The sequence below is a fragment of the Methylomonas sp. genome, from assembly GCF_023228165.1.
GTDB lineage: Bacteria > Pseudomonadota > Gammaproteobacteria > Methylococcales > Methylomonadaceae > Methylomonas.
Genome location: NZ_JALOBS010000013.1, coordinates 28,555 through 54,391, shown reverse-complemented (window position 1 = coordinate 54,391; position 25,837 = coordinate 28,555). Strand labels below are relative to the sequence as shown.

The 25,837-nt window shown below is 51.8% G+C and carries 26 protein-coding genes; 14 read left to right on the top strand and 12 right to left on the bottom strand.

What is annotated here, in order from left to right; all coding sequences use genetic code 11:
* Nucleotides 1-43: 43 nt before the first annotated feature.
* Together thiS and aroG are read right to left on the bottom strand one after the other, a co-directional pair.
* On the bottom strand, nt 44-1,021 hold the full coding sequence (thiS, locus tag M0R33_RS11440; protein WP_292568892.1) for a sulfur carrier protein ThiS: 978 nt from the start codon (nt 1,019-1,021) through the stop codon (nt 44-46).
* The gene (gene aroG / locus M0R33_RS11435) at nt 1,018-2,124 is read right to left on the bottom strand and encodes a 3-deoxy-7-phosphoheptulonate synthase AroG (protein WP_292568890.1); all 1,107 of its coding nucleotides are present in this window, start codon (nt 2,122-2,124) and stop codon (nt 1,018-1,020) included. The genes thiS and aroG overlap by 4 nt, the downstream gene beginning before the upstream one ends.
* Nucleotides 2,125-2,230: 106 nt before the next feature.
* On the opposite strand from aroG, the gene M0R33_RS11430 reads away from it, so the two are divergent.
* Nucleotides 2,231-3,025 (top strand): RMD1 family protein, encoded by a 795-nt coding sequence (locus M0R33_RS11430; protein ID WP_292568888.1) that lies wholly within the window; start codon nt 2,231-2,233, stop codon nt 3,023-3,025.
* A gap of 757 nt (nt 3,026-3,782) precedes the next feature.
* On the opposite strand, the gene M0R33_RS11425 is transcribed toward M0R33_RS11430, so the two are convergent.
* Together M0R33_RS11425 and M0R33_RS11420 are read right to left on the bottom strand one after the other, a co-directional pair.
* Entirely contained in the window at nt 3,783-5,093 is a 1,311-nt protein-coding gene (locus tag M0R33_RS11425) for an ATP-binding protein (protein WP_292568886.1), read from the bottom strand.
* 30 nt (nt 5,094-5,123) lie between these two features.
* On the bottom strand, nt 5,124-6,083 hold the full coding sequence (locus M0R33_RS11420; RefSeq protein WP_292568884.1) for a PQQ-dependent catabolism-associated beta-propeller protein: 960 nt from the start codon (nt 6,081-6,083) through the stop codon (nt 5,124-5,126).
* Between the two features lie 211 nt (nt 6,084-6,294).
* Here M0R33_RS11420 and M0R33_RS11415 point away from each other — a divergent pair, with 211 nt between their 5' ends.
* Both M0R33_RS11415 and M0R33_RS11410 read left to right on the top strand, forming a co-directional pair.
* Nucleotides 6,295-6,822: an SRPBCC family protein gene (locus tag M0R33_RS11415; RefSeq protein WP_292568882.1), complete on the top strand. Its 528-nt coding sequence runs from the start codon at nt 6,295-6,297 to the stop codon at nt 6,820-6,822.
* A 29-nt stretch (nt 6,823-6,851) separates the two neighbouring features.
* Nucleotides 6,852-7,547: a hypothetical protein gene (locus M0R33_RS11410; protein ID WP_292568880.1), complete on the top strand. Its 696-nt coding sequence runs from the start codon at nt 6,852-6,854 to the stop codon at nt 7,545-7,547.
* A 66-nt stretch (nt 7,548-7,613) separates the two neighbouring features.
* Here the strand turns inward: M0R33_RS11410 and M0R33_RS11405 are convergent, their stop codons facing one another.
* Nucleotides 7,614-8,270 (bottom strand): response regulator transcription factor, encoded by a 657-nt coding sequence (locus tag M0R33_RS11405; protein ID WP_292568877.1) that lies wholly within the window; start codon nt 8,268-8,270, stop codon nt 7,614-7,616.
* A gap of 367 nt (nt 8,271-8,637) precedes the next feature.
* Here M0R33_RS11405 and M0R33_RS11400 point away from each other — a divergent pair, with 367 nt between their 5' ends.
* The 11 genes from M0R33_RS11400 (at nt 8,638) to M0R33_RS11350 (ending at nt 18,296) form a co-directional block, all read left to right on the top strand.
* Entirely contained in the window at nt 8,638-10,446 is a 1,809-nt protein-coding gene (locus M0R33_RS11400) for a methanol/ethanol family PQQ-dependent dehydrogenase (RefSeq protein WP_292568875.1), read from the top strand.
* Between the two features lie 103 nt (nt 10,447-10,549).
* Nucleotides 10,550-11,392, top strand: coding sequence for a methanol oxidation system protein MoxJ (gene moxJ / locus M0R33_RS11395; protein WP_292568873.1), 843 nt, complete (start codon nt 10,550-10,552; stop codon nt 11,390-11,392).
* 14 nt (nt 11,393-11,406) lie between these two features.
* Complete coding sequence (gene moxG / locus M0R33_RS11390) at nt 11,407-11,883, top strand: cytochrome c(L), periplasmic (protein ID WP_292568871.1); 477 nt, start codon at nt 11,407-11,409, stop codon at nt 11,881-11,883.
* Between the two features lie 17 nt (nt 11,884-11,900).
* On the top strand, nt 11,901-12,182 hold the full coding sequence (locus M0R33_RS11385; protein WP_292568869.1) for a methanol dehydrogenase [cytochrome c] subunit: 282 nt from the start codon (nt 11,901-11,903) through the stop codon (nt 12,180-12,182).
* A 184-nt stretch (nt 12,183-12,366) separates the two neighbouring features.
* On the top strand, nt 12,367-13,383 hold the full coding sequence (locus M0R33_RS11380; protein ID WP_292568867.1) for a MoxR family ATPase: 1,017 nt from the start codon (nt 12,367-12,369) through the stop codon (nt 13,381-13,383).
* Nucleotides 13,384-13,445: 62 nt separating this feature from the next.
* Nucleotides 13,446-14,072 carry an MxaP protein gene (locus M0R33_RS11375; protein WP_292568865.1) on the top strand — a complete coding sequence of 209 codons (627 nt, stop codon included), beginning with the start codon at nt 13,446-13,448 and terminating at the stop codon, nt 14,070-14,072.
* A gap of 4 nt (nt 14,073-14,076) precedes the next feature.
* The gene (locus M0R33_RS11370; RefSeq protein WP_292568863.1) at nt 14,077-14,916 is read left to right on the top strand and encodes an MxaS protein; all 840 of its coding nucleotides are present in this window, start codon (nt 14,077-14,079) and stop codon (nt 14,914-14,916) included.
* Complete coding sequence (locus tag M0R33_RS11365) at nt 14,913-15,806, top strand: nonribosomal peptide synthetase MxaA (protein ID WP_292568861.1); 894 nt, start codon at nt 14,913-14,915, stop codon at nt 15,804-15,806. The genes M0R33_RS11370 and M0R33_RS11365 overlap by 4 nt, the downstream gene beginning before the upstream one ends.
* Entirely contained in the window at nt 15,803-16,789 is a 987-nt protein-coding gene (locus tag M0R33_RS11360; RefSeq protein ID WP_292568859.1) for a vWA domain-containing protein, read from the top strand. Before M0R33_RS11365 ends, M0R33_RS11360 begins: the two co-directional genes overlap by 4 nt.
* A complete protein-coding gene (locus M0R33_RS11355; protein WP_292568857.1) occupies nt 16,786-17,346 on the top strand; it encodes an MxaK protein in 561 nt (186 codons plus the stop codon). The genes M0R33_RS11360 and M0R33_RS11355 overlap by 4 nt, the downstream gene beginning before the upstream one ends.
* Nucleotides 17,343-18,296 carry a vWA domain-containing protein gene (locus M0R33_RS11350; RefSeq protein WP_292568855.1) on the top strand — a complete coding sequence of 318 codons (954 nt, stop codon included), beginning with the start codon at nt 17,343-17,345 and terminating at the stop codon, nt 18,294-18,296. The genes M0R33_RS11355 and M0R33_RS11350 overlap by 4 nt, the downstream gene beginning before the upstream one ends.
* A 428-nt stretch (nt 18,297-18,724) precedes the next feature.
* On the opposite strand, the gene M0R33_RS11345 is transcribed toward M0R33_RS11350, so the two are convergent.
* The 7 genes from M0R33_RS11345 to M0R33_RS11315 all read right to left on the bottom strand — a co-directional run bounded on the left by M0R33_RS11345 (nt 18,725) and on the right by M0R33_RS11315 (nt 25,754).
* On the bottom strand, nt 18,725-20,989 hold the full coding sequence (locus tag M0R33_RS11345) for an FUSC family protein (RefSeq protein ID WP_292568853.1): 2,265 nt from the start codon (nt 20,987-20,989) through the stop codon (nt 18,725-18,727).
* Nucleotides 20,986-22,173 (bottom strand): efflux RND transporter periplasmic adaptor subunit, encoded by a 1,188-nt coding sequence (locus M0R33_RS11340; protein ID WP_292568851.1) that lies wholly within the window; start codon nt 22,171-22,173, stop codon nt 20,986-20,988. The genes M0R33_RS11345 and M0R33_RS11340 overlap by 4 nt, the downstream gene beginning before the upstream one ends.
* 18 nt (nt 22,174-22,191) lie before the next feature.
* Nucleotides 22,192-22,458, bottom strand: coding sequence for a YtcA family lipoprotein (locus tag M0R33_RS11335; RefSeq protein WP_292568849.1), 267 nt, complete (start codon nt 22,456-22,458; stop codon nt 22,192-22,194).
* Nucleotides 22,459-22,519: 61 nt separating this feature from the next.
* Entirely contained in the window at nt 22,520-22,987 is a 468-nt protein-coding gene (locus M0R33_RS11330) for a MarR family transcriptional regulator (RefSeq protein ID WP_292568847.1), read from the bottom strand.
* A gap of 56 nt (nt 22,988-23,043) precedes the next feature.
* Nucleotides 23,044-24,387 (bottom strand): TolC family protein, encoded by a 1,344-nt coding sequence (locus M0R33_RS11325; protein ID WP_292568845.1) that lies wholly within the window; start codon nt 24,385-24,387, stop codon nt 23,044-23,046.
* Nucleotides 24,388-24,785: 398 nt separating this feature from the next.
* Nucleotides 24,786-25,295, bottom strand: a complete 510-nt coding sequence (locus tag M0R33_RS11320) for a DUF5658 family protein (protein WP_292568843.1) — start codon at nt 25,293-25,295, stop codon at nt 24,786-24,788.
* Between the two features lie 72 nt (nt 25,296-25,367).
* Nucleotides 25,368-25,754 (bottom strand): hypothetical protein, encoded by a 387-nt coding sequence (locus M0R33_RS11315; RefSeq protein ID WP_292568841.1) that lies wholly within the window; start codon nt 25,752-25,754, stop codon nt 25,368-25,370.
* Nucleotides 25,755-25,837: the final 83 nt, after the last annotated feature.

Below are 25,837 nucleotides of genomic sequence, written 5' to 3'. Positions count from 1 at the left end.
AATCCAGGATTATGGTACCGGCTTCAAACACTGGCCCGATTGCTTACAAGAACAACCCGTCGATCGGCGAAGACGCGGATGCAAAACGCTTGCGCGGCATGCGGCCGGCTAAAAACGCTTCGCGACCGGCTTCTATACCTTTTCTCATTGCCGAAGCCATTAATATCGGGTTTTTTGCCGCGGCAATAGCGGTGTTCATTAATACGCCGTCGCAACCCAGTTCCATGGCAATCGCCGCGTCCGAGGCGGTGCCGACGCCGGCGTCGACCAAAATCGGTACTTTGGCGTTTTCGACGATGGTCAAAATGTTGTAAGGATTACGAATCCCCAGGCCTGAACCGATCGGCGCGGCCAATGGCATTACCGCCACGCAACCGATCTCTTCCAAACGTTTGGCAGCAATCGGATCGTCGTTGGTGTATACCATTACGTCGAAGCCATCCTTGACCAGTAATTCGGCGGCGACATAGGTTTCGGCCACGTCGGGGAATAAAGTCAGCTGGTCGGCCAGCACTTCCAGTTTCACCAGCTTATGGCCGCCTAGCAGTTCGCGGGCCAAACGGCAGGTGCGTACCGCATCTTCAGCGCTGTAGCAGCCGGCGGTATTAGGCAAAATGGTGTATTTGTCCGGGGAGATGACATCCAACAAATTGGGTTCGCCGGGGTTTTGGCCGATGTTGGTACGGCGGATGGCTACCGTGACGATTTCCGCGCCGCTGGCCTCTATCGCCAAACGGGTTTCTTCCAAATCGCTGTATTTACCGGTGCCTACCAGCAGGCGAGATCGGTATTGTTTGCCGGCCAGGGTGAAATAATCATCTTGTCCGCCGCCGATAGCCTGCACGATTTCCAGTCTGTCGCCGTCGTTGATCGGCTGGCTGTTGTGCTGGGTAAACGGCAAAATTTCCTTGTTCAATTCCACGGCAATACGTTTGCCGGTCAAGCCCAAATCAGCGATTACATCGGCAACGGTGCAGTTGTCCCCATATTCCCGGCTATCGCCATTAACCTGTATTTTCATGCTGTTAAACCTTGCTTTATCTTATTCCCTGTGTGGGTGTCGGCGGCGCGGCGACGTTGCACGGCGCCGGCCAGATCGTGTAGTAATTTGACGCTATCGTCCCAGCCCAGACAGGCATCGGTGATGCTTTGTCCGTAGTTCAACGGTTTGCAGTCTTCCACATCCTGGCGGCCCGCCACTAAATGGCTTTCCACCATGGCGCCTATGATACGGTGGTCGCCCTGGCGAATTTGTCCCGCCACGTCTTGGGCTACCAGCATTTGCCGTTCGTATTTTTTCATGCTGTTGGCATGGCTGAAGTCGATCATGATATTGGGGCGCAGACGTGCTTCCATCAAGCCTTCGGCTACTTGTTCGACGCTGACCTCATCGTAATTGGGTCTGTCATTGCCGCCGCGCAAAATGATATGGGCGTCTTCGTTACCTTTCGAGGAAAATATCGCGGTGCGGCCTTCCTTGGTAACCGACAGGAAGTGATGTGGGCTCATGGCGGCGTTAATGGCGTCGATAGCGATTTTGACGCCGCCGTCGGTAGCATTCTTAAAACCGACCGGACAGGACAAACCCGAGGCCAGCTCGCGGTGCACCTGGCTTTCGGTGGTTCTGGCGCCGATAGCGCCCCACGAAATCAGATCGGACACGTATTGCGGCGTAATCAAGTCCAGATATTCGGTAGCTGCCGGCACTCCCAGATCGTTGACATCCAATAATACTTGACGAGCCATGTGCAGACCCTTGTTGATATTGAAACTGGCATTTAAATCGGGGTCGTTGATCAGGCCTTTCCAGCCCACGGTGGTGCGCGGCTTTTCAAAGTAGACCCGCATCACAATCACCAGATCGTTTTGCAGTTCATCGATCATGGTTTTAAGTTTGCCGGCGTACTCTACGGCGGCTTTAGGATCGTGTATCGAACAAGGGCCGATTATGACCAGCAAACGGTCGTCCGCACCGATGAGAATATTGTGAATCGCCGCCCTGGCATGCAAAATGGTTTCTGCCGCCTTTTCGGTCATCGGGATTTCTTCATGAACCCGAATCGGCGGGACCACGTCCGTGGTTTCGCAAATTCTTAAATCATCGGTGTTATAGTTAGTTTGCATGGCACAAAGCGATCAGCGTTATTGATAGAATAAAAACCGTTATTTTAACTCTTTTGCCAATCAGAGTTACAAACTAATACCGAAACCCAAACCAGAAAACACTATCATGTCAAACAATAGGGCTATCAAACACTGTCTAACGGTATGCTTGGCACAATCGTTTCAGTTTGCAACGCTGCGTGAAAAACTGCTGGACAGTGCCCGCACTCAAGTCTTCAGAAACGCCTTAATTGTCGACTACAAAACCGGTGTTTCAGCGGTGTTTTCCTATGGCGTGGTGGTGCACTGGAATGTCAATCTGGATGATCGGCAAAGTTTGCGCGAAAATTTGCTGGATTATGCTAACAATCCCTATGCCGACCCGCAGGAAGACAACTTCAGCTACGAGATAGGCTGCGAACAAGACCGATTTCAACATGATCACATCGAATTGCAGTCCGGTGACGTTAAAGTGTTGCTGGCGCTGTCGCATGCGATGGCCCAATCCATTAAATTGGCCGCGTTTGAAGGGCACGCCATAGATACTATTCGCGCCACCAGCTATTTACCGCGGGCGCTGGCGCGGGAAGGCATTATCAAACTAAATCGCAAAGCCATGGCCAAAATACGCGGCCAGCTGTTTTTGACTAAGAGCGATATTATTTTGAATTACGATTTGCTGGATATTCCGGAGTTTTTTTGGGAGCATCCCGAATACCAGCAGATCTATTCCATGGCCGCCAACTATCTGGAAATTCGCCAACGCACCGATGTGCTGTCGAAAAAACTGGAAACCATCCATGAGCTGTTGGAAATGCTGGCCGACGAACAAAAACACCAGCATTCATCGGCATTGGAATGGATCATCATCTGGTTGATTGCCGTGGAGATTGTGATGTCGCTGGTGGATAAGTTGTTTTGACTGCGTTCGGTCTAAATCAATTGATGCATCACTTGCCATCCGGCAAATATATTCGTACCAAATTAACCCAAGTTAGATCGCGTTCTCTAATTAATCGCGCTACTTTGATTGCCTGTCTGCAGTCAATTGCGACATTCAAAGATTTCAGGGTATGGCAGGACCAAAACCGAAAACGGCGTTGTCGATGGTTGACTCAAGTCGCGGCTCAAGGCGTGTCATGGGACGTCTAGGCTGCAGTTAGCCTTCAATCATTCGGCGTATTACGCTGTTGCTAATCAGGTAGTTTATTGTCGCAACTGAATTTAAAAGCTTACGCGCTAAAATGAATATGGAATCGGACAAGCAGCAGGTAACGGTCCCTATACTACAGCCATCATCGAACCCCACCCCTAAACGACCGGCGGCAACAGGCTAAGGCATTTACCCAGCACCATGCCGGCTTTAATCTAGAGCAAACGTTGAATCAGGCGCTGCGGATGATAGAAGCGCTATTGCCGGAAACTAAAGCAAGCGAGCAAACCGATGCGCCGTAATATCAGTCATAGCGCTACCCGGATAGTCAGCCGGCGACCTGAATCACCCCGCCTCGACAGAATAAAATCGCAGAAAAACAGGATAAGCTTCACAAAATTGTGGTCGGCGGAAAAAATCGTAAGGCAGAATCACGCCCAATTTCACCTCATAACCGCACGTAACCGACGATCGACAGGGGGGATGCCGCACTATCGGTGGAATTAACCAGCCGCATCGGCTCCATTCAAGACAGTGGGATACTGACAGTGATTGTCATGCCGTGATTCGGCGTAGATTGCAATGTTAACTCGCCCGCCAGGGACTGTATGCGTTCTTTCATGCCGAGTAAGCCAAAACCCCTGGTAATGCTGCTCAGATCGCAGCCTAGGCCGTCATCCTGTACTTGAATCTGCAAGGTATTTTCCGGATCATCGGCCATCTCCAAGGCTATATTCACTCGCCGCGCCTGTGCATGACGCACTACATTGGTCAAACATTCCTGGATCACCCGAAAAATCTGTATCGTGACATTTTTTTCCAGGTAATCCACTTCGTCGCAGCACCGCAAAGACAGACACAGGTCCGGGTTGCGCTCGGACCAGTGATTAACCATATCCTCCAAGGTCGCTTTCAGGCCTAGCTCAGTTAAGATCAAAGGATGCAATTGCTGCATCATGGACCGCACCACGCCCATCAGATGGTCGCAAATATCGGTTATGGATACCGAAATCTTACCCGGATCGGCTTTTTTATGAGTGGCGGCAACTGCCATTACTTTAATCGCAGTGAGCGATTGTCCTAACTCGTCATGCAGTTCCTGCGATAGGCGTTGTCTCTCATCTTCCTGAATTGCCAGGGAGTTCTGAGCGAGCGAACGGTTCTGGTCTTGCGCTTTTTCCAGTTCGCTGGTCATTTGATTGATGGCTTTGGCGATGATGTCGAACTCGGGGGTTTCGAAACACGGCAACTGTTGCCGGTATTGACCTGTTTCTATCATGCGCAAGGCATCGACAATCAACCCGATCGCTTGAAACGATTTGTTCAATACCAAGTTCACCGCCAAGAAACTGAGGACGGTCAATAGCGAAATCGACAGAAAAAAAGCCACGCTTTCTTCCCATACTTCGGTGATTTCATCCAGGGGTTGCGCTTTTATCAGCAAAGTGACTGTTTGCCCGTCGCTGGTATGAATTTGCTTTTTTACTTCCGGATACTGATCTAGAACAAAACGAATAAACCACGTCGGCGGCATAGCCTCGGGTTCTCTAGTTGTCTGATCCTCAGTCAGTTGCCGCAAATCGCCATTGGATTTCTGCAATTCGATCGTCAGGTGGCGGGTTTGACGCAAAGCCCCTAAAGGGCTGAGATCGTCTAGCTTCAATGAGGTGTTTTCCGAACCGCCCAGCGTAATGAATTGCAAAGCAGAGCTGATCGAGGCATCCACTTCTTTATTCACCGCTTGGCGCGCCTGCCAAATGGCAATCGCCCCGCCTAAAATCAGAATGCAAAGCGATGACAACAAGATACGAATGCTGATTTGGTAGCGAATACTCATACCAGCCGGCTTCCTGGCGTAGAAAATGCGTTAGGGTTTAACCGCAACACCCCAGGGATAACGCCCCACAGCAATCGATTTTGTGACTTGCTGTTTGTCCAGATCGATGATGGAAATGTCGTTACTGGCGCCGTTAGTGGTGTACAAGCGTTTTTGATCCGGAGAAAAAGCCAGATTCCAAACCCGTTCTCCCACTAGAAAATACTTTTCCACCTCTAACGTCTGCGCATTGATCATCGCCACCCGATTTGCGGGACCCAAAGCCACATAGGCTTTTTGGCGCTGCTGATCGATGATCACGCCGACTGGCTGAATCAGGTCTGTCGTAATGCCGGGAATTTCGAATTTAATCGTTTTGATAATCTGCCGCGTATTGGCATCCAGCACCATCGTGGTCCCTGCCATCTCCGAGCTTACCCAAAGTTGTTGATTATCAGCCGTGAAGCTTAAGGCGCGCGGCCTGGGATCGACCAGCGTGTTATCAACCACTTCCAGGGTTTTGCGATCAATCCAATGCAGCATATTGGTAGCTTCGGTCGCGCTCACCAGCCAGCGATCATCCGGGCTCACGGTAATGCCTTCCGGCTCCACGCCCACCTGCACCGTTTTACTGACCTCACCTTTTTTCAAATCAATCGCAGTGACCATACTGTCGTCCTCATTGGATACGAACAGCGCTGTGCCGTCAGGACTCAAGGCAAACGTTTCCGGGTCTTCTCCGGATGGTAATTTGCTAGTGATTTTTAGCGTTTCGCTGTCGATGACCTGAATAGTGTCGTCGTCACTGGTAGCTACATACAAGGTTTTGCCATCGGGGCTGATAGCAATGCCGCGCGGCCGCTGTCCAACCGGTACAGTGGACAATAATTTCCCCGTCAGCGGATCGACCACAGCCAGAGCGTTATCTTTTTCCAAGGTCACAAACAAGGTTTCGGCGCTGGCTGTCACCGTATGGCAAATAAGCAGTGCAGTAAGGATGGATGATTTCATTGGCTTAGAAGAGAAAGATCAAAAACCAAACCTTACCATGAGCCTTCCGAGCCTCAGCCGCTGCCCGTCAAAATAAGAATTTTTCCTATAGTCTGCTTGTTCAGGCAGTCTCGCAAGGAATTGTTCGTCTATGCAAACGGGCTTTATTCCCAATGTTTAAAAATGTTTTCAATCGATAATATGACTCTTTTGACGATACTAGGTTAACGTTATGCGAAATATGATACTCATGATAGGTCTTTCTCTGGTGAGCATATCCACATTGGCCCATGGCCCTACACCGCAAAAGGCCAAAGAATCCATTATCATAAATGTCGCGCCGGATAAGGTTTGGGATTTAGCGAAACGATTCGGCGATATTGCCGAATGGCATCCCGACCTCAGCAAGAGCGAAGGCGACGGCCTTAGCCAATCGGGTGGTAAACGTACTTTGACTTTCCAAAGCGGTCAGACTTTATTGGAAGAGTTGGACTATTTCAGCGAGCAAGATCGTGAATACAGTTATCGATTGAAATCCGAGAATACCCAAGCCTTTCCGGCCAGTTCCTATACTATCGAGTTGAAAGTAACGGCAGGCGAACAAGCTAGTCAAAGCGTAGTCACTTTAAAAAGCCGGTTTTATCGTGGCGATACGGGTAATTCCCCCGCCGATTCCTTAAGTGACGCAGCGGCCGTCAAAGCCATGAACCAATTCCTCATCAACGGGCTGACCGGTTTAAAAAACAAATTGGAGCCCTGAGCTTTAAAGGCAATGACCGTCTATCGTCTGTGGCTGCTAGTCATGCCGACCGCGATTCGCAAACAAAATTCAATCCCTCAGGAGCAGATATGACAAATATAAAATTTATCACCGGTTCTATCGCTGCACTATCCTTGCTAGCAAATTGCGCGCTTGCCGAAACGGTATACGAACCGGCTGAATATCAACCCCAGAACAGCTACGCCGCTTCAGAATTTAAAATCACTCCCGCAAACCGGCCGCAGAATTCTCCGGCTGCGTCAGCGACATCAATAACACAGGTTGAGCCGTCATCTCCCCAAATACGCCCATCAGCCACAGGCGACAAAGGTAAGTCGAACAGGCCCGGCATTGCTGTGGAAACCATGGATCAACAGCCAGAGTTGGCAACCAGCAAAGCAAGTGCTCCAGCGAGCACTTCGTCCAATTCGCCCAGCTATGATCTTCTCTACCCGGGTATTGTGCTGTTGGGCGTTTTGATGTTGTGGCTGGTTAGTAAAAAACGCTTACGGAATGCCAGTTTTTTTACCACCGGCAAGCCCGCCACGCCTGAATCCAGCGCAACTGTCTTAACAGGGGTGGAAAGATACCTGCGGATGTCGAATGCCGAGAAAACCGGTGTGGAAAAATACTTGGAAAAACATACCAAGGCTACAAAACCGACCGGTGTTGCAAAGTATCTGGCAAAACAGGTGATTCGAGACAAAGTCGCCGCAAAAGTCTGAGCGGGTTGGTGCCGGGCTGGCTGTTGCCGCGCCCGGCCTGTTCAACGGGAATACCGTCTTTACCGGTCACGGTTGACTACGATTAACGATTCCGTGCCTGTTCGCCAGTAAAGCTAATTCAGACAAGGTTTTGATGCCTAATTTTTCCTTAACCGAGGTGTTGTGGTTACAAACCGTCTTATAACTTAAGCACAAACTCTCCGCCGCTTCCCGCGTACTCATGCCGGTGGCCAGCAAGCGAAAAATATCAAACTCGCGCGGCGACAAGGATTTTATTCTGGCTGATTCGTCCATCTCCGTTGCCACACTGACCGCCAATTGCTGCGCTATGCTAGGCTCCACAAACGTACCGCCCTCCGCAATCAGGCAAACGGCTGAAATCAAGGTTTCCGGCGCACTGCTCTTAGTAATGTAACCTTTGGCGCCGGCTTTTATGGCTCGAGTGACATAGACCGGCTCGTTATGGATGCTAAATACCAAAATCTTGCAATGCGGATGTCTATTTATCAGTCTGCGTATGCTTTCCAAGCCGCCAAAACCCGGCATGGAAAGGTCCATAACCACCAAGTCCGGCTCCAGTTGAGCATAGAGCTGACAAGCAATTTCACCACGCTCTGCCTCGAATATGTCGCTTATACGTTCCGAAAGCGATAAATAGGTTTTGTAGCCGGCTCTGACTACCGCGTGGTCATCGACCAATAACACTGATATTTTTTTGGACACTTGAAGTATTAAAAGCAAGAAATATTAACGTGTAATGCAATGTATTCGGCATTGCATTGCCCCTGCGTAAGCTATTCCATTGTCCTTGCTTTATGCCGGCTTAACCACGGGATATTTTCCTTTATTTCATTTCAAATATTTGATCTTTAACGGGAAAGTTTCCTTGTGCTTTTCTTGTAGAATTCCCGAAGCCTTCGTGATTTCTTCCGTAACTGTCGTGACGAGTGTTTCTATAACATGCTGATCAGCGTGGCCTGAGCGGTTGCTTACCTGTGATGCGGTTATGATCAAGAAAGCTGATTTGCAATTAATGCTTTCAATCGGCAGTGCCACGCCTCTTTTAAAGAATAAAAATCCTGGAGGAAACATGCAACAACTCGATTTGCGCATAGTGGGGAAAGCTGCTGCTTTAGTGGCGGGAGGCGTCTTAAGTATGGCTCAGCCAGCGCAGGCCAACAAAGAACTGGAACAGCTCGCCAAGCAGAATACCAACTGGGTGATGCAGACCAAAGATTACAGTTCGACTCATTTCAGCGAAATGATCGACATCAATGCCAACAACGTGAAGAACCTGAAAGTGGCTTGGTCATTCTCAACCGGCGTCTTGAATGGCCATGAAGGCGGACCGTTAGTGATTGATGGCATTATGTATGTGCACACGCCTTATCCAAATAATGTATTTGCCATCAGCCTGGATGAGCCAGACAAAATCATGTGGCAGTACAAGCCTAAGCAGAATCCGGCAGCGCGTGCTGTAGCGTGCTGTGATGTCGTCAATCGCGGCCTGGCTTATGCGCCCGCTGGCAAAGACTACCCGGCAACCATTTTTATCAATCAATTGGACGGCCATGTGGTCGCCGTTAATGCTAAAACCGGCGAATTGCTATGGAAAATGGAAAACTCGGATATTGCCATGGGTTCCACATTGACCATGGCGCCGTTCGTGGTTAAAGACAAAGTCATCGTGGGTTCGGCGGGTGCCGAGCTGGGGGTGCGTGGTTATGCGACGGCTTACAACATTAAGGACGGTAAGCAAGCCTGGCGGGTTTATGCCACAGGTCCGGATGAAGACATCAAGCTGGCAAAAGATTTCAACAGCGCCAATCCGCACTACGGACAGTTTGGCTTGGGCTTAAAAACGTGGGAAGGCGATGCCTGGAAAATAGGCGGCGGCACCAACTGGGGTTGGTATGCCTATGATAGCGACTTGGAAATGCTCTACTACGGCTCCGGCAATCCGGCGCCCTGGAATGAAACCATGCGTCCAGGCGACAACAAATGGACTATGACCATCTGGGGTCGTGACGTCAATACCGGTGAAGCCAAGTTCGGCTACCAAAAAACCCCGCATGACGAGTGGGACTACGCCGGTGTTAACTACATGGGGCTGTCCGAGCAAATGGTCGACGGCAAAATGACCAAGCTATTGACGCATCCTGATCGTAATGGCTTGGTGTATACCCTCAACCGTGAAAACGGCGATCTGGTTAATGCTTTCAAAATTGACGACACCGTCAATTGGGTGAAAAAAGTTGACCTGAAAACCGGTTTGCCGGTGCGCGATCCCGAGTATTCAACCCACATGGATCACCAAGCCACCGGGATCTGCCCGTCGGCGATGGGTTATCACAACCAAGGTATCGAATCCTACGATCCGAACAAGCAACTGTTCTTCATGGGTACCAACCATATCTGTATGGACTGGGAACCGTTTATGTTGCCATACCGCGCCGGTCAATTTTTCGTCGGTGCGACTTTGAACATGTATCCAGGGCCTAAAGGCACTTTGGGGCAAGTAAAAGCCATGAATTCAGTCACCGGAAAAATGGAATGGGAAGTTCAGGAAAAATTTGCGGTTTGGGGTGGCACCATGGCCACTGCGGGCGACCTGGTGTTCTACGGTACCCTGGACGGTTATATCAAGGCTCGCCATTCCAAAACCGGCGAAGAGTTGTGGAAGTTCAAATTGCCATCCGGCGTTATTGGTCATCCAATCACCTATAAACACAATAACAAGCAATATGTGGCGATTTATTACGGTGTCGGCGGCTGGCCCGGCGTAGGACTAGTGTTCGATTTGGCGGATCCAACAGCAGGTTTGGGCGCTGTAGGTGCGTTTAAAGAGCTGGCGCATCATACCCAAATGGGCGGCGGTGTCATGGTGTTCTCTTTATAAAAACGTAGGTCGGGTTAGCGATAGCGTAACCCGACATTGATGATCAATTGTTGGGTTACGGCATCGCCTAACCCAACCTACAAATTAATTCAAAAAAATACCCATGAAAACAACGACGCGCATTTTTACCGCTTTAACGCTGGGCTTGGGCATGGCATCCGTGCACGCCGAACAGCCAACTCTGAAAGTTTGTACGGCCGAAAACGAAATGCCGTATTCCAATCAGGCCGGCGAGGGTTTTGAAAACAAACTGGCGCACTATGTTGCCGAGCAATTGGGGCGCAAGCTGGAATCTATTGCCTGGAAGGATCCGCGCTATTTCATTCGCGATTACCTCGATAAAGGTTTGTGCGACGTGGTAATGGGCGTCGATTACGGCGATACCAGGCTGTACACCACGGTGCCTTATTACCGCTCCGGCTACGTATTTATCAGCCGGGAACAGGACGAACTGGATCTGCAAAACTGGAATAGTGACGCCTTGCAAACAGCCAAGCGCATTGCCTTTATCCCCGGAACACCGGCGGAAACCATGCTGCGGGCCATAGGTCGTTACAGCGACATGTTCAACTACCAGCAAGAGTTGGTCGGCTTTAAGTCTAAACGTAACCAATACATCAAGTACGACACTGAAAAGCTGGTTAACGAGGTGGCGTCTGGCAAAGCCGAAGTGGCTGTGTTGTGGGGGCCGGCTGCGGCGCGTTATGTTCAGTCATCCACAACGCCGCTGACCATGACGGTCATTCCGGACAACAATCAACGGGCAGATGGTGAAAAAGTCGGTTTCCATTACAGCACCTCAATGGGTGTACGTAAGGGAGACGTAGCCTTACTGGAACAGCTGAATACGTTGATCAGAAATGCAGAAGACGATTTCGCCGAAATCTTGGAAGCGGAAGGTATTCCTCTCTTGGATGAACCCGATACCGCCCTCTCCATGAACTAACAGGAAAGACAAAAATGACATTTAAATCTTTTATAAACGCTGCAACCCTCGGCATTGGAGTGCTGGCGATGTCTACGGCTCATGCCGACATTACCTTGCGCAATTCCATCACCGGGGAAGTACTCGATTTAAGCTTCGCCAAAAAAGGCGGTAATACCGAGGTCTTCAAGCAGTTTATGCAGACCGGTAAAAACCCCTACAACGGCAACGAAGAGGCAATCAAAAAAGGTGAAAGCCTGTATATGACCGGCTGTTCCGGCTGCCACGGTCATGAGGCGGAAGGCAAACTCGGGCCGGGGCTGGCTGATGACTATTGGACCTATCCGCGTAACGCTACCGACCAGGGCTTATTCGAGATTTTGTTTGGCGGGGCCAACGGCATGATGGGGCCGCAATACGTCAACTTTAGTACCGATGAACTGTTACACATCATGGCTTTTATTCGGCATATCTACACAGGCGACCCTAAAAAAGCCGATTGGTTGAAATAATTTACCAGGAGATCAACATGAAACAAATATTGACAGTAGGTGTAGCCATATTAGTGGCTGGATTGTCCTTTTCGGCTGCCGCTTATGACGGCACCAAGTGCAAAGAACCCGGCAACTGCTGGGAACCCAAACCCGGCTATCCCGATAAGGTGGCCGGTAGCAAATATGACCCCAAGCACGACTCTAACGAGTTGAACAAACAAGCACAATCGATTAAGGAAATGGAAGCGCGGAACGCCAAACGCTCGGCTATGTTGAGTAAAACCGGCAAGTTTGTCTACGACGTGGACTCGGAATAACCCGAGCAGCGTGGTTAGTTTTTAGCTTTCAACTGGGATGATAAAAGCTAAATTTAAGCCGAAATTAGATGGCTTATGTTTCTACCGGTAGTTCTAATAACGGAGCTTGTTATAGCTACCAACCGTTAAGACTAATAACCCTCACAACTCCGACAAAGCGATGCGTCGGAGTTTTTTTCTGCATATGAATATAGAACATCATCTTAATGATTGGCGCGACAAGGCGTTGCAATTTGAACAGCACATCAACTGTACTGTGATCGGTCAAAACCAGGCTGTACGTGAATTATTATTAACGGTATTTGCTCGCGGTCATGTGCTGCTGGAAGGTCAGGTTGGTGTCGGAAAAACCACACTGTTGCGTGCAATGGCGCAAGGCTTGGGTGGACACTATCAACGCATAGAAGGCACCATCGATCTGATGCCATCCGACTTGATTTATTACACCTATTTGAACAACGAAGGCAGACCTTGCGTCGATCCGGGGCCCTTATTGAAACAGGGCGAACAGTTGTCGATTTTTTTCTTCAATGAAATCAATCGTGCCCGCCCGCAAGTACATTCCTTATTGCTCAGGGTCATGGCGGAACGCAGCGTTAGCGCTTTCAACCGCGAATATCAAATGCCGCATGTGCAAGTATTTGCCGATCGTAATCGGGTGGAGCGCGAGGAAACTTTCGAATTACCGGCAGCGGCTCGCGACCGTTTCATGATGGAAATCAGCATCGACACGCCGACTGAAGACGCGGTGCTGGATACCTTGATGTTCGATCCCAGATTTCATGATGTCGATACGCTGGTATCGGGCATCGACAATAGCATTGCCTATTACCAGCTCAACCAGTTGGCCATGCAAATCCAGCAAAGCATACAGACCAGCCCGACCTTGCATCGTTATGCCTTGGCCTTGTGGAAAGCCAGCAGTAATCCAGGGCAATTCGGCGTTCAGCTCAGCGATGTGGATATGAGTCAGCTGGTTCAGGCAGGCTCCAGCCCCAGAGGTATGAGCTATTTCATCCGGGCCGCTAAAGTAAGAGCCTGGTTGGAAGGCAGGGAGATGTTGTTACCGGAGGATATGCAGTCGATATTTAAGGTGACGATGGCACACAGGATTTTCTTGAATCCAATTTATGGCTATAGGCGAGAGGAATTGATGCCGGATTTGCTTAACGGGATTTTGCAGGGGATTGCAGCGCCCTGATAGCCATTTCAAGCTCTCGACAAACACCGACTACAACATCTCGTTGATATAGCCCTGTACTGATGAACCTAAAAACTCTATTTGCGCAAATCATCCCCAAATCCGGCTTAAACCACTTCGCCGAAACCTATTTGATCTGGTGTGGCGTCGGTCTGATCGGCTCATTTATCGCCACAACCTTGGATAGCCAGGCCGATCTGGCCTACGCGGCCTATTACACCAATGCCGTCAACGACGCCGTCGGTTACAACTTCTGGGTATTACTGGCCGCCATCGGCCTGCTGCTGTTCTGTTTCAGCTTGCCGGTACTTTATTTATCGCGCTATTTTGCGCAGGCTTCGATGCTGGCAAATCCGCTTAGACGCTTAAGTTACACATTTTTTTTGGTCGCTTTCGATGAGGGCGGCTTGATGATAGGTATTCTGTTCGCAAACTTACTGCATACCAGCGACAAGACGGCGTTGCTGGCAGACAAATCGTTCTTATTCAGCGATGTCGGCTTGCTGCCTATTCTGGCTTTGGCCCTCGTGAACTCTTGCTTGTGGCTGCTGGGGGAATCCATTTATCACCGCGACGACAGAACCTATTCGGGAATAGTCAGCCTGTTAATGGCTGCACCAATCAAATATCTGGCACCCGCTTACCTTGGTATGGCAACGCTGATCATTTATCTGATAGTTGCGCAGTAAAATCATGAGTCACGCAATAACCACTTTTCAGTACCACTTGACGCATCCTGGCTATAGCGTTTTTCCGGGCGCCCATCCCGGGCAAATGGCTGGAAGCGGGCATTTGTTCAAACGACACCAACTGCTGTTGGCGAGTCCCGATCCGCGCCGTATCGATTTACGCGCCAGCTTGCTGGATCCGTTTCAGCAATATCGGGTGCGGGTGTTTCAGCAGCACAGTAAGCTGACTGTGTATGTGGTAGCCGATATGTCAGCCTCAATGCATGGTCAACTGCCAGCGGTTAGCGAATTTGTGCTGTCGGCTGCGCAATCGGCAGTTCAAATGGGTGATAGCTTCGGCTTTATAGGCGGTGGCCGTAGGCTGGAGCATCGCTGGCTACTGCCGGCAGGCAATACCCTGCAGCCGGTTAGGGAATTAGCAGACAGATTGGCACGGTTTCGAACTGAAAACAGCGCAGAGAGTTTGCCGAAAATTGCGCCTCTTTTACCCAATAAACGTTGCTTGGTGTTCCTGGTATCGGATTATCATTTTTCGCTCGTACAATTACAGACGATTTTGCAACCATTGACATCCCACGCTGTAGTGCCGATGGTATGGTGGAATACCGCCGAATATAGCAGTCTGCCGGATTGGGGTTTGCTGCGTTTTAAGGACGCTGAGAGTCGCCACAGCAAAACCTTGTTGATGCGGCCGGCGCTGAAGCAACGCATCATTCATGCGTATGCGAATCGCCGGGCTCAATTGCGGCAGGGTTTCCGCGCTTTCGGCATGGAACCGCTTTTCTTGACTGACGGATATCGGGCTGAAACCGTGAACAACTATTTTCAACGGCAAGCGCTATGAAACGCTGGATACTGCTATGCCTATTCTCACAGTTTGTGAGCGGTTGTAGTGCGCTGTTGCCGTCTCCCATCACTCGCTTCGAACAGCAAACTCCACGGCCTTTTGGTTATGTGATCGGTGATGAAATCCAACATCGGATTGTCATCGAAACCCGTCAGGACGTAAAACTTATTCTCGACAGCCTGCCAAAACAAGGCGAACTGAATCGCTGGCTGAATCTAAATCGGGTAAGCGTTGTATCCGATGCTAACCCTGGTGAGACGGTGGTCGAGTTGTTGTATCAAGTCTTTTATGCCCCGAATGAAGTCAAAATGCTTAGCGTGCCTGCTTTTACTTTACGCTTCGATCAGGCTGGTAAAACCTTAGAGAAGTCTGTACCGCCATGGCATTTTACCTTGTCGCCGCTTAAAGAGTTGGCGGTCAGAAAAGACGAGAGCGGCCTGGATTACATGCGACCGGATGCCCTGCCGACACCGTTGTCGACTCGTCAGCAATGGCTGGCAGTGTATGTCGGCCTGAGTCTGGCGCTTTGCATCAGCCTCTATCTGGCTTATTTGCACGGTTTATTCCCGGTCTGGCCAAAGCAGCGAATATTCAAACGTGCGCTGCGCGAATTGTCAGATCACTCGCAACAGGATATGGGTCGCGGTTTGGCGGTTGTTCATCACGCGTTTAATGTGCTGAATGATCAACCCTTATTCAAGCACCGCTTGCAGACGTTTTATCAAGCTCATGCAGAATATAGAGTAGCTGCCGAACAGATCGAGCGTTTTTTCGAGTTCTCCGATAAAGTATTGTTTGCCGGCAAGCAGGATGTAGACGCTGACGATTGGCATAATTTGCTTGAATTATGCCGCGTGTGCAGAGAAATTGAGTGCGGCAGGCGATGAATAATCTGGCCTTCGAAACACCTTGGGCTCTGATGGGTTTGATCCTGCTGCTGGTGCCAATATTTCGCAGCAACATGCGCGCTACGACCTACCCCTGGCTGGATATGTTGCCGAACGATCCCTGGTCGGAACTGCTTAATCTCTTGATTCGTCTGTTGAGCATGGCCGCTTTGGCAGCCTTGTTTTTGGGATTATCCGGCATCCATCTCAAGGAGCAGCAAGTCGAACGTATCGGCCGCGGCGCACACATCGTCATGCTGCTGGATCGCAGTAACAGTATGGACAACAGTTTTGCCGGCAGAGCACCCGACAGCAACGAACAGTCCAAGGCCGATGCCGCCCGCCGTTTGCTAAGCCAATTCGTTGATCAGCGGCCGCAAGATTTAATCGGCGTCGCCACCTACAGTACATCGCCTCTATTCGTCATACCGCTGACCGACAACCGCGCAGCTATCCATGCCGCTATCGAGGCTACCAATGCGCCGGCCCTGGCCTATACCAACATCAGCAAAGGCCTTGGTATGGCCTTATCGTTTTTCGACCATCAGCCGATTAGTGGTTCTCGCATCATATTACTGGTTTCCGACGGCGCGGCAGTGATCGATCCTGACAGCGAAGCTGCGTTGCGGGTGTTGTTCAAACAGCAGCAAGTGCGATTGTATTGGTTGTTTCTGCGTACCGATAACAGCCCGGGCATTCTCGCCGAGCCGGAACACCCGCGCGACGATAATGCCCAGGCCATGCCGGAACTTTACCTGCATCGCTTTTTTTCCAGTTTGAAGATTCCCTACCATGCCTACGAAGCCGAAAATCCCGACGCCATGCAAAAAGCCATTGCTGATATCGATCGCTTGGAGAAATTGCCGTTGCATTATCGGCAAGCCATTCCGAAACAGGATTTGTCAGGCGCGTTCTACGGTTGGGCAAGTTTTTTCATGCTGTTGCTGGTAGGCGTGAAGATATGCGAGGCGCGAACAGCATGAGAGCATTAAGACATAAATTAATTTGGGCCGCATTGCTGGCCAGTGTGTTAATGGCGGTTACGCAACTGTGGCGTGTTTACGCTATACACCACGAAAACCAATGGCTAAGCCGATTGCAACAGGGGCATGAGATCAGTATCGAAAAGGTCATGACTGCGGCGCCGGAGATTCGCTTGGCGCGTGCGGTGTATCTGCACAACAAGCAGCGTTTCAGTGAGGCAATCGATACTCTGAGTCTAATTGTCGAACAGGGTGATCGCGAGTTTCAGGCCAAAAGCCGTTACAATCTGGGCAACACCTATCTAAGCCAGGCGCTGGCCGAGCTGGAGGCGGGACGCATCAACCAAGCCATGCCGCTGTTAATGCTAGCCAAACAAGCTTTTCGGCAGGCGCTACGCTTGGATAGCGGATTCTGGGATGCCAAATATAATCTGGAACTGGCAATGCGTTTGTTGCCGGAATTCGACCGTATCAGCCAGAGCCAACCTGACGATGACGCAGTCAAACCCTCGCAGCTTTGGACTACGGTGCCGGGATTTCCGCGAGGTTTGCCATGATGCGTTTCAATAGCCATGGTTTGAAAACGGTTTACTTAAAGGACTACCGCACCTGGTGCCTGCTTCTGTCGCTGTTGGCCATGGCGGCCTTATTTGTCTTTCCGACCCATAAGCGAAACGCCGAGATCTATAATCTGACCTTTGTTATCGACATCACCCGCAGCATGAATGCAGAGGACTACCGCATTGCAGGGCAACCGGTCAGCCGGCTGACGTTTGTCAAACTCCGTTTGCGCGAATTTGTCCGCAGCCTGCCGTGCCAGTCTAAAGTCGGATTGGGCGTATTTACCGAACGCCGTTCTACAATTTTGTTCGAACCGATAGAGGTTTGCAACGGCTATCCGGAATTGAACAAAAGCATAGCGGCCTTGGATTGGCGTATGGCATGGGCGGCGGACAGCCGCATCGCCGGCGGATTACTCGATGCAATGCAGTTACTAAAGGCCAAGGAAACCGCGCTGGTATTTGTCAGCGACGGACAGGAAGCGCCACCGCTCAATCCACGCTACCGCACGGATTTTTCTGCGCTGAACGGTAAATTAAAAGGGCTGATTCTGGGGATCGGCGGCCTGCAGCCGGTGCCGATTCCTAAATTCGATCCTAAAGGACAGCGTATCGGGGTTTATGGGCCGGACGACGTCCCGCACCGCTCCTATTTTGGCGACTCCGCCCTCAATCCTGAAAAAATCGAAGGCTACGATGCCCGCAACGCGCCTTTTGGGAAACACGCCGCAGTTGGCGACGAGCACATGAGCGCATTACGGGAAAGTTATTTGCAGCAATTGGCAGCGGAAACCGGACTATCGTACCAACGCCTAAAAAACGAACAACCGATTATCGAATTTTTCGAAACTGTGTCGCTTGGTGCGCAGCAAACTATCGATGCGGATCGACGCTATGTGTTTGCGCTGTGCGCACTTGCTTTTTTTCTGGCGATCTTCCTGCTTTAATTTCATCTCGAGCAGGAATATTTCGGCTGTAAAGTCATGAGCCAATTCAAAGCAATCTAGCCGGGACAGACAGTAATAGTCTAATAAAAATAGACACTCGACTAGGTTGGTAAACACCACTTATCAAAATGGCGGGTAAAAATTCATGGGTTGAGTAAGAGATAAATTCGACGCCAGCTTCAAGTTACAAGTGGTCAAAATGAACCAGGTACAAGGGCTGACGGTTGCGCAAGCCTGCATAGACTGGAGTTAGGCAAAACAGCGGTATGGCTGGTTAAAGCAAGCACAAGCAAAACAAAGCGGACAATTAGGTATCGGCAAGCCGTTGGCGCCGGAACAGCAACGGATACGGCAGCTTGAAGCCGAGAACCGGCACTTAACACAGGATGTTGATTTACACGCCTCACCGTTTCGGGAAATATGCACCGCTATCCGTAATCCAGTTGGGCTTGCGGAAGATATGCCGCGGCATCCAGCGCCGTTTTCTCTAGCCGTTCGATCAGCAACACGATTTGCTGGTCCAGCATGAAGCGCATCTCCCATTCCATGGCCAGATCATCCGGCAAGTTTTTGATGTCGTGGTATTCGGTATAGCTTTGTTGCAGGCGCGCCTGGCTGTCTGCGATATCCACGCGCATCTCGGGCCGATTGCCTTGCAGGATGCCGGCTATATGTTCCAAAGCGGTAGTTAACGCCTTGTCGAAAGCGCCGCTGTGTTGTTGCAGATCATCCGGAAAACCGCCGAATTGCTGGCCGCTCAGCAAGCGGTAACGCTTTCTTACTTGCAGTAAACCGGATAAATGGCCGGCGTTTTTGATGATCACCCTTAACGCAGCTCTTTCGTGCGTTTTATCGGCTAGGCGCGCATCCGGTTCCAATATGGCGTGAGCGATCAAATCCTGGGCCGTCGCCAGGTCTTTTTCCGCCGATAGGCGCAACGGCAAAGTGAATTCAAGCAGCTGGCGGGGGTCCGGTAGCCGAGTGGTGAATTTGGACAGCATGCGCAATGCCGATATGCTGTGGTGGCGGGCAAGCACTATCGAGCGCCGCGGCCACAGCGCGTAATCGAGCACCCCCATGACCGCCAGTCCGAGCAGAATACCGATCACCCGGTCGCGCGACAGATAGAGGTCGGTGACGGCGCCGAAATCGTGCAATACGAACAAGGCAAAGGAAAAACCAAGCTGGCGGCCCAGATAGGCGATGCGTTCGCTACCCGCGGTTATCCAGGCAGCCAGGGCCCAGAACGGGGTTGTCGCCACTGCGAAGCCGATGATCGTATCGAGTTGGGATTGGAATACCAACACATAAAAATAGGCGCAGACTCCGCCCAAGGCTGCTCCCGACACGCGCAACAGCGACAAACGGTAATCCGCGCCCAGGCTGGTTTGCGCGGCTACCAGGCAGGTTGGGATCGCGGTATTGATGCCGGGCCATTCCAAGCTGTCCACGATCAGCATGCAGAGTATGGCCCCCAGGGAAAATTTGATCCCGAATTGCAGGCTGTCGGCGTGGGTGGCCCAATAGTCGTAGCCGAGCCAGGCCGGCAGCCAACTGCCCGATTCGGGATTATCGGTATTCGCCGCGGGCTTGTTGTTTTCGGTTGCCGTTACCGGCTGATGCAAGTCATGCATCAAATCGGCGATGCGCCGCAATGCACGCCAGAGGGCGGTTAACAGCGTGGGGTTGGTGTGCCCGGAATAGTCGTGCAGCACCTCGTCGTCCAACAAGCTGTTGATTAGCGGGGAGACGTCGCGGGATTGTTCGATGCCTTCCCGCAACGTGGCGCAGGCGTTTTGCATGGCCAGGTAGACATTCAGTTTTTCCCGAGTCATCGGTTGCGCACGGTACTCCGCGGCCAAAACCTGATCCAGCCAGTCGGTCAATTGGCGTAAACCGTCGATTTCCGATAATAGTGCCTGGTAACTCCGATGGCGCTTGTGCAGGTCGGGATGAATCAGTTCCGCATTTGCCTGCAACAATAACAATTTGCCGAAGCTGCCCACGTTTGGGGGCTTAATGGCTTCCTGTTTGTGGCTGTGTACGCCGCTGTCGGCCATGCGGACATGGAAGGTGTGCTCCACGGCGGCCAGCTGTTCGGCAATGCTGGCTTTAAGCAGTTTCAGCGGATCGCGCGGTTTGATGGTCAGGTGCACTACGGTCCACGAGCATAGCGCCAGTACCCCGATGATGGGGATGGTCCATAGCGCGTTGTGGATAGCCTCGTCCGGGTTGCCCGGGGTATACATTACCGATACCGAATACCAGAGGGCGACGCCGGTAGGCCAGGCAATCAGCCTGGCGTGAAACAGGGCCAGGGCCAATATGACAATGGAAAGGGTGAGCAACAACCAGGCGTCGTTGCCGGCAAACATTAGCGTCAACACTGATATCAGGGTGGTGACGAGCAGATAGCCGAGCTGGCGCAGGCCGAATGCCAGCGATTGGCCCGCGTTGGCATAGGCGTCGTAACTCAAGCTGACCAGCAGGGCAATCGCACCAAGCGGCGGTACGTGCAGGGTTTGGCTGACCAGGGCGATAATCAGCGATACCGCGAACAATCGGGCCGCGGCGATCCGCCGTTCCGGAAAGTCTCTGAGTTCGGCTATCAGGAATTGCGTCAGGCCGCGCCCGAACCAGAACCTGCCGTGGCTTTGATGCGGCGCCGGGCTCCGGATGTCGGCATTTTTCATTGCGGCGGCAAGGAATTGTTGGCTTTTTCGCCGCCGGCTGGCGGGTATCCGGGGATATCTGCCGGACGGTCCAGCACGGTGACGAAAGCGGTCATGCCCATCCGGAGCGGATGCTCGGGGTCGCGTTCCGGTATCTCGATACGTACCGGAAAGCGGGAGGCCAGTACCACCCAGTTCAAGGTGCGCTGAACTTCCGGCAAAACGCCTTGTTGCTTGATATTGTCGGGAGAGTTGGCCCAGCCTATGCCGGTGACCACGCCGCGGAATCGCTTGCCCGGATAGCCGATCAGAAACACCTCGGCTTCCTGGCCGGGTTTGATGGACTTCAGATAGGTTTCCTTAAAGTCGGCGATTACATACCAATGTCGGTCGTCGACCAGGGCGAACATTTGACTGCCGGCTTTGGCATATTCGCCTTCCCGCGTATTCAGATTGGTCACAAAGGCGTCGAAGGGGGCTCGCACGTAGCAGTATTCCAGGTCGAGTTCGGCGCTGGTAACCTCCGCTTTGGCGGCTTCGATGCGGGCGTTGACATTGCCGACTTGGGCGATCGAAGATTCCGCGCGCATGCTTTCGCTTTTGGCTTCGTCGATCGCGCTGCGGGCGGAAAGCTGCTTGGCTTGAGCGTCAGCCAGCGTCGCGCGCGAGGCCGCATATCTGGAGCGAGCCTGCTTGAGCTGGTCAGCGGTGACGTATTGCTGCTCTGCCAGCGGCTCTATGCGTTGCAGATAATTGTGCAGATAAGTGTCTTCGGCCTCTATCCTGGAAACTTCCGCGCTGGCGGCGGCGTACTGGTGACCCAAGCGCTTGATGGCGATATCGGCCGAATCGCTGGATGCGCGCCGTGAATCCACGTCCTTTTCGGCCAGCATCAAGTCGGCCTTGGCCTTGTCGAGTTTGGCTTGATAGGGGCGGGGATCTATGACATACAGCAGGGTGCCCTGTTTGACGTATTGGTTGTCTTCGACATGCAGTTCTACGATGCGGCCGCTGACTTCCGGAGCGATGCCGACGATATTTGCCCGCACCATTGCATCGTTGGTTCGCGGTTCTTTGTAGTTGATGTGCCAGACCATGGCGCCGCTCAGCACCGCGCCCAGCACGATAGAAAGGCCGATGATGCGTCCTATTATTTCGCGACGTTGGAGACTGACGGCAGGGTTATCGAGTTGATTGTTTTCCATGGGAGGGTGTGCCTGCGGTTATATTGAATAAAACAACAACCAAATGACAAAGGTGCATAAGGCCCACAGACTGGGAGCAATCAACAGCGGCGGTCCCAAATGCGGCGCCAGGCGGTAACGCACCAATTGCCACATCAATACCATGCTGGTCGCCAGCCCCGCCAGGATGCAGATAATCCAGGCCGGCCAGAACGAGCCTTCGATGCTGAGCATGGGGTCGCAGGCGGCCAAGAAAACGGCGGCAAGCGCCAATATTAAAGTATTGCGTAATCTGGCTATGGACATCATGTTCGTTGCAGTATTGTCGAGTTTAAACGTACGGCTATCATTATGCGGTCCGCCGCTATCAATCATCGGCGGATTCTCCGCCGCTATCGCCGCGCGCGGCGTTTACCGCTTGGTACAACCTTACCAAATCCGCCTCCAGCTTGGCGACATCCTCGGCGGTGTAATCATCGAACAAACGGCTGATATAGGCTAAATGTTCCGGGAAAGTTTGCTGGTATACCGCGCGACCCGCCTCGGTCAGGCGGATGATCTGGCTGCGGCCGTCATTTTTCGAGGCTCGCCTTTCCACCAGCCCTTTATCCTCCAGCCGACCGATAACGCCTGTAAGCGTGCCTTTGGTAATCAGGGTTTCTTCGCCGAGCTTCTTCGGCTGCATGCCGTCGGTATTGCCCAAAGTGATGATTACGTCGTATTGCGGCAAGGTTAAATCAAGCCTGTGAACGTGTCTGGCCGCATAAGACAAGAACATCTGGTGCGTGCGCAATAATTGCCGCAGTACTGTTGGAAACGTAGCTGGAGATGACATAATTTAAAGTGTTTGTTCTAGTTAGGACATGATCATAGCCGCAAGCCGTCTGTTCATCAATGCGCGGGACCGCTGCCGTATGTTTGGTTATCGGTGTTTGAATCCGTCTGGTTTTGCCCGCCGGCAACATAAACCAGCGTTGTCGCGGATTGTAATAAGGCGGCCCGGCTTTCGATTTCGGTAAAACGCGCCCGAGCTAAATCCTTTTGCGCCGATAGCAACTCTATCACCGTGGAAAAGCCGTGGCTGTAGGATTCCTGAGTAGCGGCATAGGATTCTTCGGCGGCTTGCAATAAAGCCAGAGCAAACGAGCGTTTTTCCAGCGCGGTTTTGGTGTCGGCATAGGCTTTCCAGATATCGCGTATGATTTCCAGGCGCAGGGCTTCGAGCTGGGCTTCGGAGCTCGCTTTTTTTGCCTCCGCTTCACGCACGGCATTGTTGCGCTCAAAGCCGTCGAACAAGGTCCATTCCACGTTCAGCATAGCGGTATCGACCAGATTGCTTGCCGAGTAATGCTCGTTACCGGGTGGATTGGTATGCACACCTCCCCAGTATTGGTTGCCGATCATGCCGCGCAAGGAGACTTTGGGCCAGAACTCGGCCCTGGCTTTTTTTACCTCGGCTTCTCGAGCGCGTAATTCGGCCAGGCGCGCCATCAAATCCGGGCGCTGCTCCAGGGCCTGGTCGGCAATCGTTTCGACCGATTGTTCCAGCCCGGCCGGTAAAGGTAGTTTGCTGAGATCTATCAGATGCAGGGAATAAGCCGGAGAAATACCCAAATTCGCGGTCAGGTCGGCCCGGGTCTGAGTGACGGAACCACGGGTGTCTTGCAGGTCGTAACTGGCTTTGGCCTGCTCTTGAATCGCCAACAGCAAATCGGGCTTAGTTGCCAACCCATGCGCAAGTTTCGCTTTTACCGAAGCCGCGTTGGCCTTGGCCGCTTCCAATGTTTGTTCCGCGGCGGTGACTTTGGCCAAGGTGGTTTGGTAGCTGAAAAAGCTGCTGGCGACCCGGTAGGCGATTTCCTGGTGTTTACGGTCGAAGGCGAAATTCGCCGCGTTGAGACGTTTCTCGCCCGCGTCGACCAAGGCTTCGCGGCGGCCGAAATCGAACAGCGTCCAGGCCAGATTCAAGCTGCCAAACGCGCCGTAACCGTTGCTGACCAACGCACTGCCGGGAATGGGAATGCTGGTTTTAAAGTGTTGTCCAAAAGCCATCGCAGTCAAAGTTGGATACCAGGTGCTGCGATCCCTTTCCAGTCGGGCCGCGGCGGCTTTTGCCTCCTCCCAGCTGATTGCCGTTTCCGGATGCGTGCGCAAAGCCAGATCCACCAAGGCGGGCAAGTCGTAGGTTTGTACGGTATCGATTGCCTCGGTTACAGTTGTATTGGATACGGCCATTGGCTGGGTCGCGGCCTTGGCCCGAGAATTATGCCCATAAACGGCATATTGAGCTGAGGCCGAATAGATTTGTTCGCGCGGTATCCGGTTCTGCGACGCGCAGGCAGTCAATATTATCGAGCATGATAGAAGCAATAAGTTGCCATCACGCGGGTATCGCAATGCCGGTAAGTTTAAAAAAAACTTTTTCAAAATTGGATTGAGTTGTGGAATCGCACGGTTTCGGAAAAAAGTAAGCGCCGTAACGCCAACATCGTTGGATAGTTTAAACCAGTGAGGTCTTGAAAAAGAGAGATTAATTCGAAATTTACCATTTACTGCAATAGATGTCGGAAAGCGTTATCCGCCTAGCGGATGGGACAAACGCGCGGCATTGTCAAGATTTTCCGTGCAGAGGTTTACAGACCGGTAATCAATAATGCATTGCTGATATTTACCCCGCAGTAGGCTATGACGGCCAAAGCCAGCGCAACGGTGCCCCAATCTCTTTTAATCGTGCGGCGGGTGGTAAATATAGCCGTAATCACGCCCAGAATCGCCAGCTTGAGTAGCGTGATCGAAACTCCCAACCCCAGTAACCCGGTAACGTAGTTGAGGAGCGGATTGACTTCGGTTAGCTCGGCAAAGCGGAGTCCCAAGTAAGTCAAGATACCGTCGGCAACCTGCAATCCGCCAAACAGCGTCAGCAATGCCGTATTTAGTTTCTGTCGCAGTGTGGTCGGCGCATGAACGCGCCAGGTTAAAAAGCCGCTTGCTTGGGTTGTTATACGCATCACTGCAAGGCGGGTATCCTGTTTCTCGCCTATATAATCGGCTTTCAGTCGGTCATGGAACGCTTGAATCAAGTCGTGGCATTCTCTGCCGGCTTGATCGATGCACTGTTCGATGGACGTTTCGGATGCGGACATACGGTGCCCCACGTGTGTGTATTGCCGAGGCGCCGGTCGATAAATTCATCGACCGGCGGATATGGCTACGGCTTAATGGCTGGAGATATAAATTTTTTGCATTTCTTCATAGCGGGTTAAAGCCTCTTTCAGCGACTCGCCGGCTAACTGTAAGTCGCCGTTACGCGCGGCTTTCCAGGCGGTACTCAAGCGTTTGCCGGCGTGTTGACGTTTGACTTCGAGATTATTGTTCTCGATGTCTTTTTGCTGCTGTTTGGCTTCGCCGATCATATTGGCCACCTTATCCTTGTCCGCTCGACTTTCGACCGCGGCAATGGATTCTTTGACTTTTAAAATGGTGTTTTCCAGCGCGGCTCTAACTTCTTCGTGACTAAAAGTGGTTGCGAAAGCGGAGCTAGAGAATGCGCTGATTAATGCGGTAGCCGTAAGCAATGATAAGAATTTTTTAATGGATGTCATGGGATAAACCTCGTTAAGCAAAAAGATAACTCGATGGAGTTTTGGGGGTGCACGTCAGGATCGAAACAGATGCGGTGTTTGCA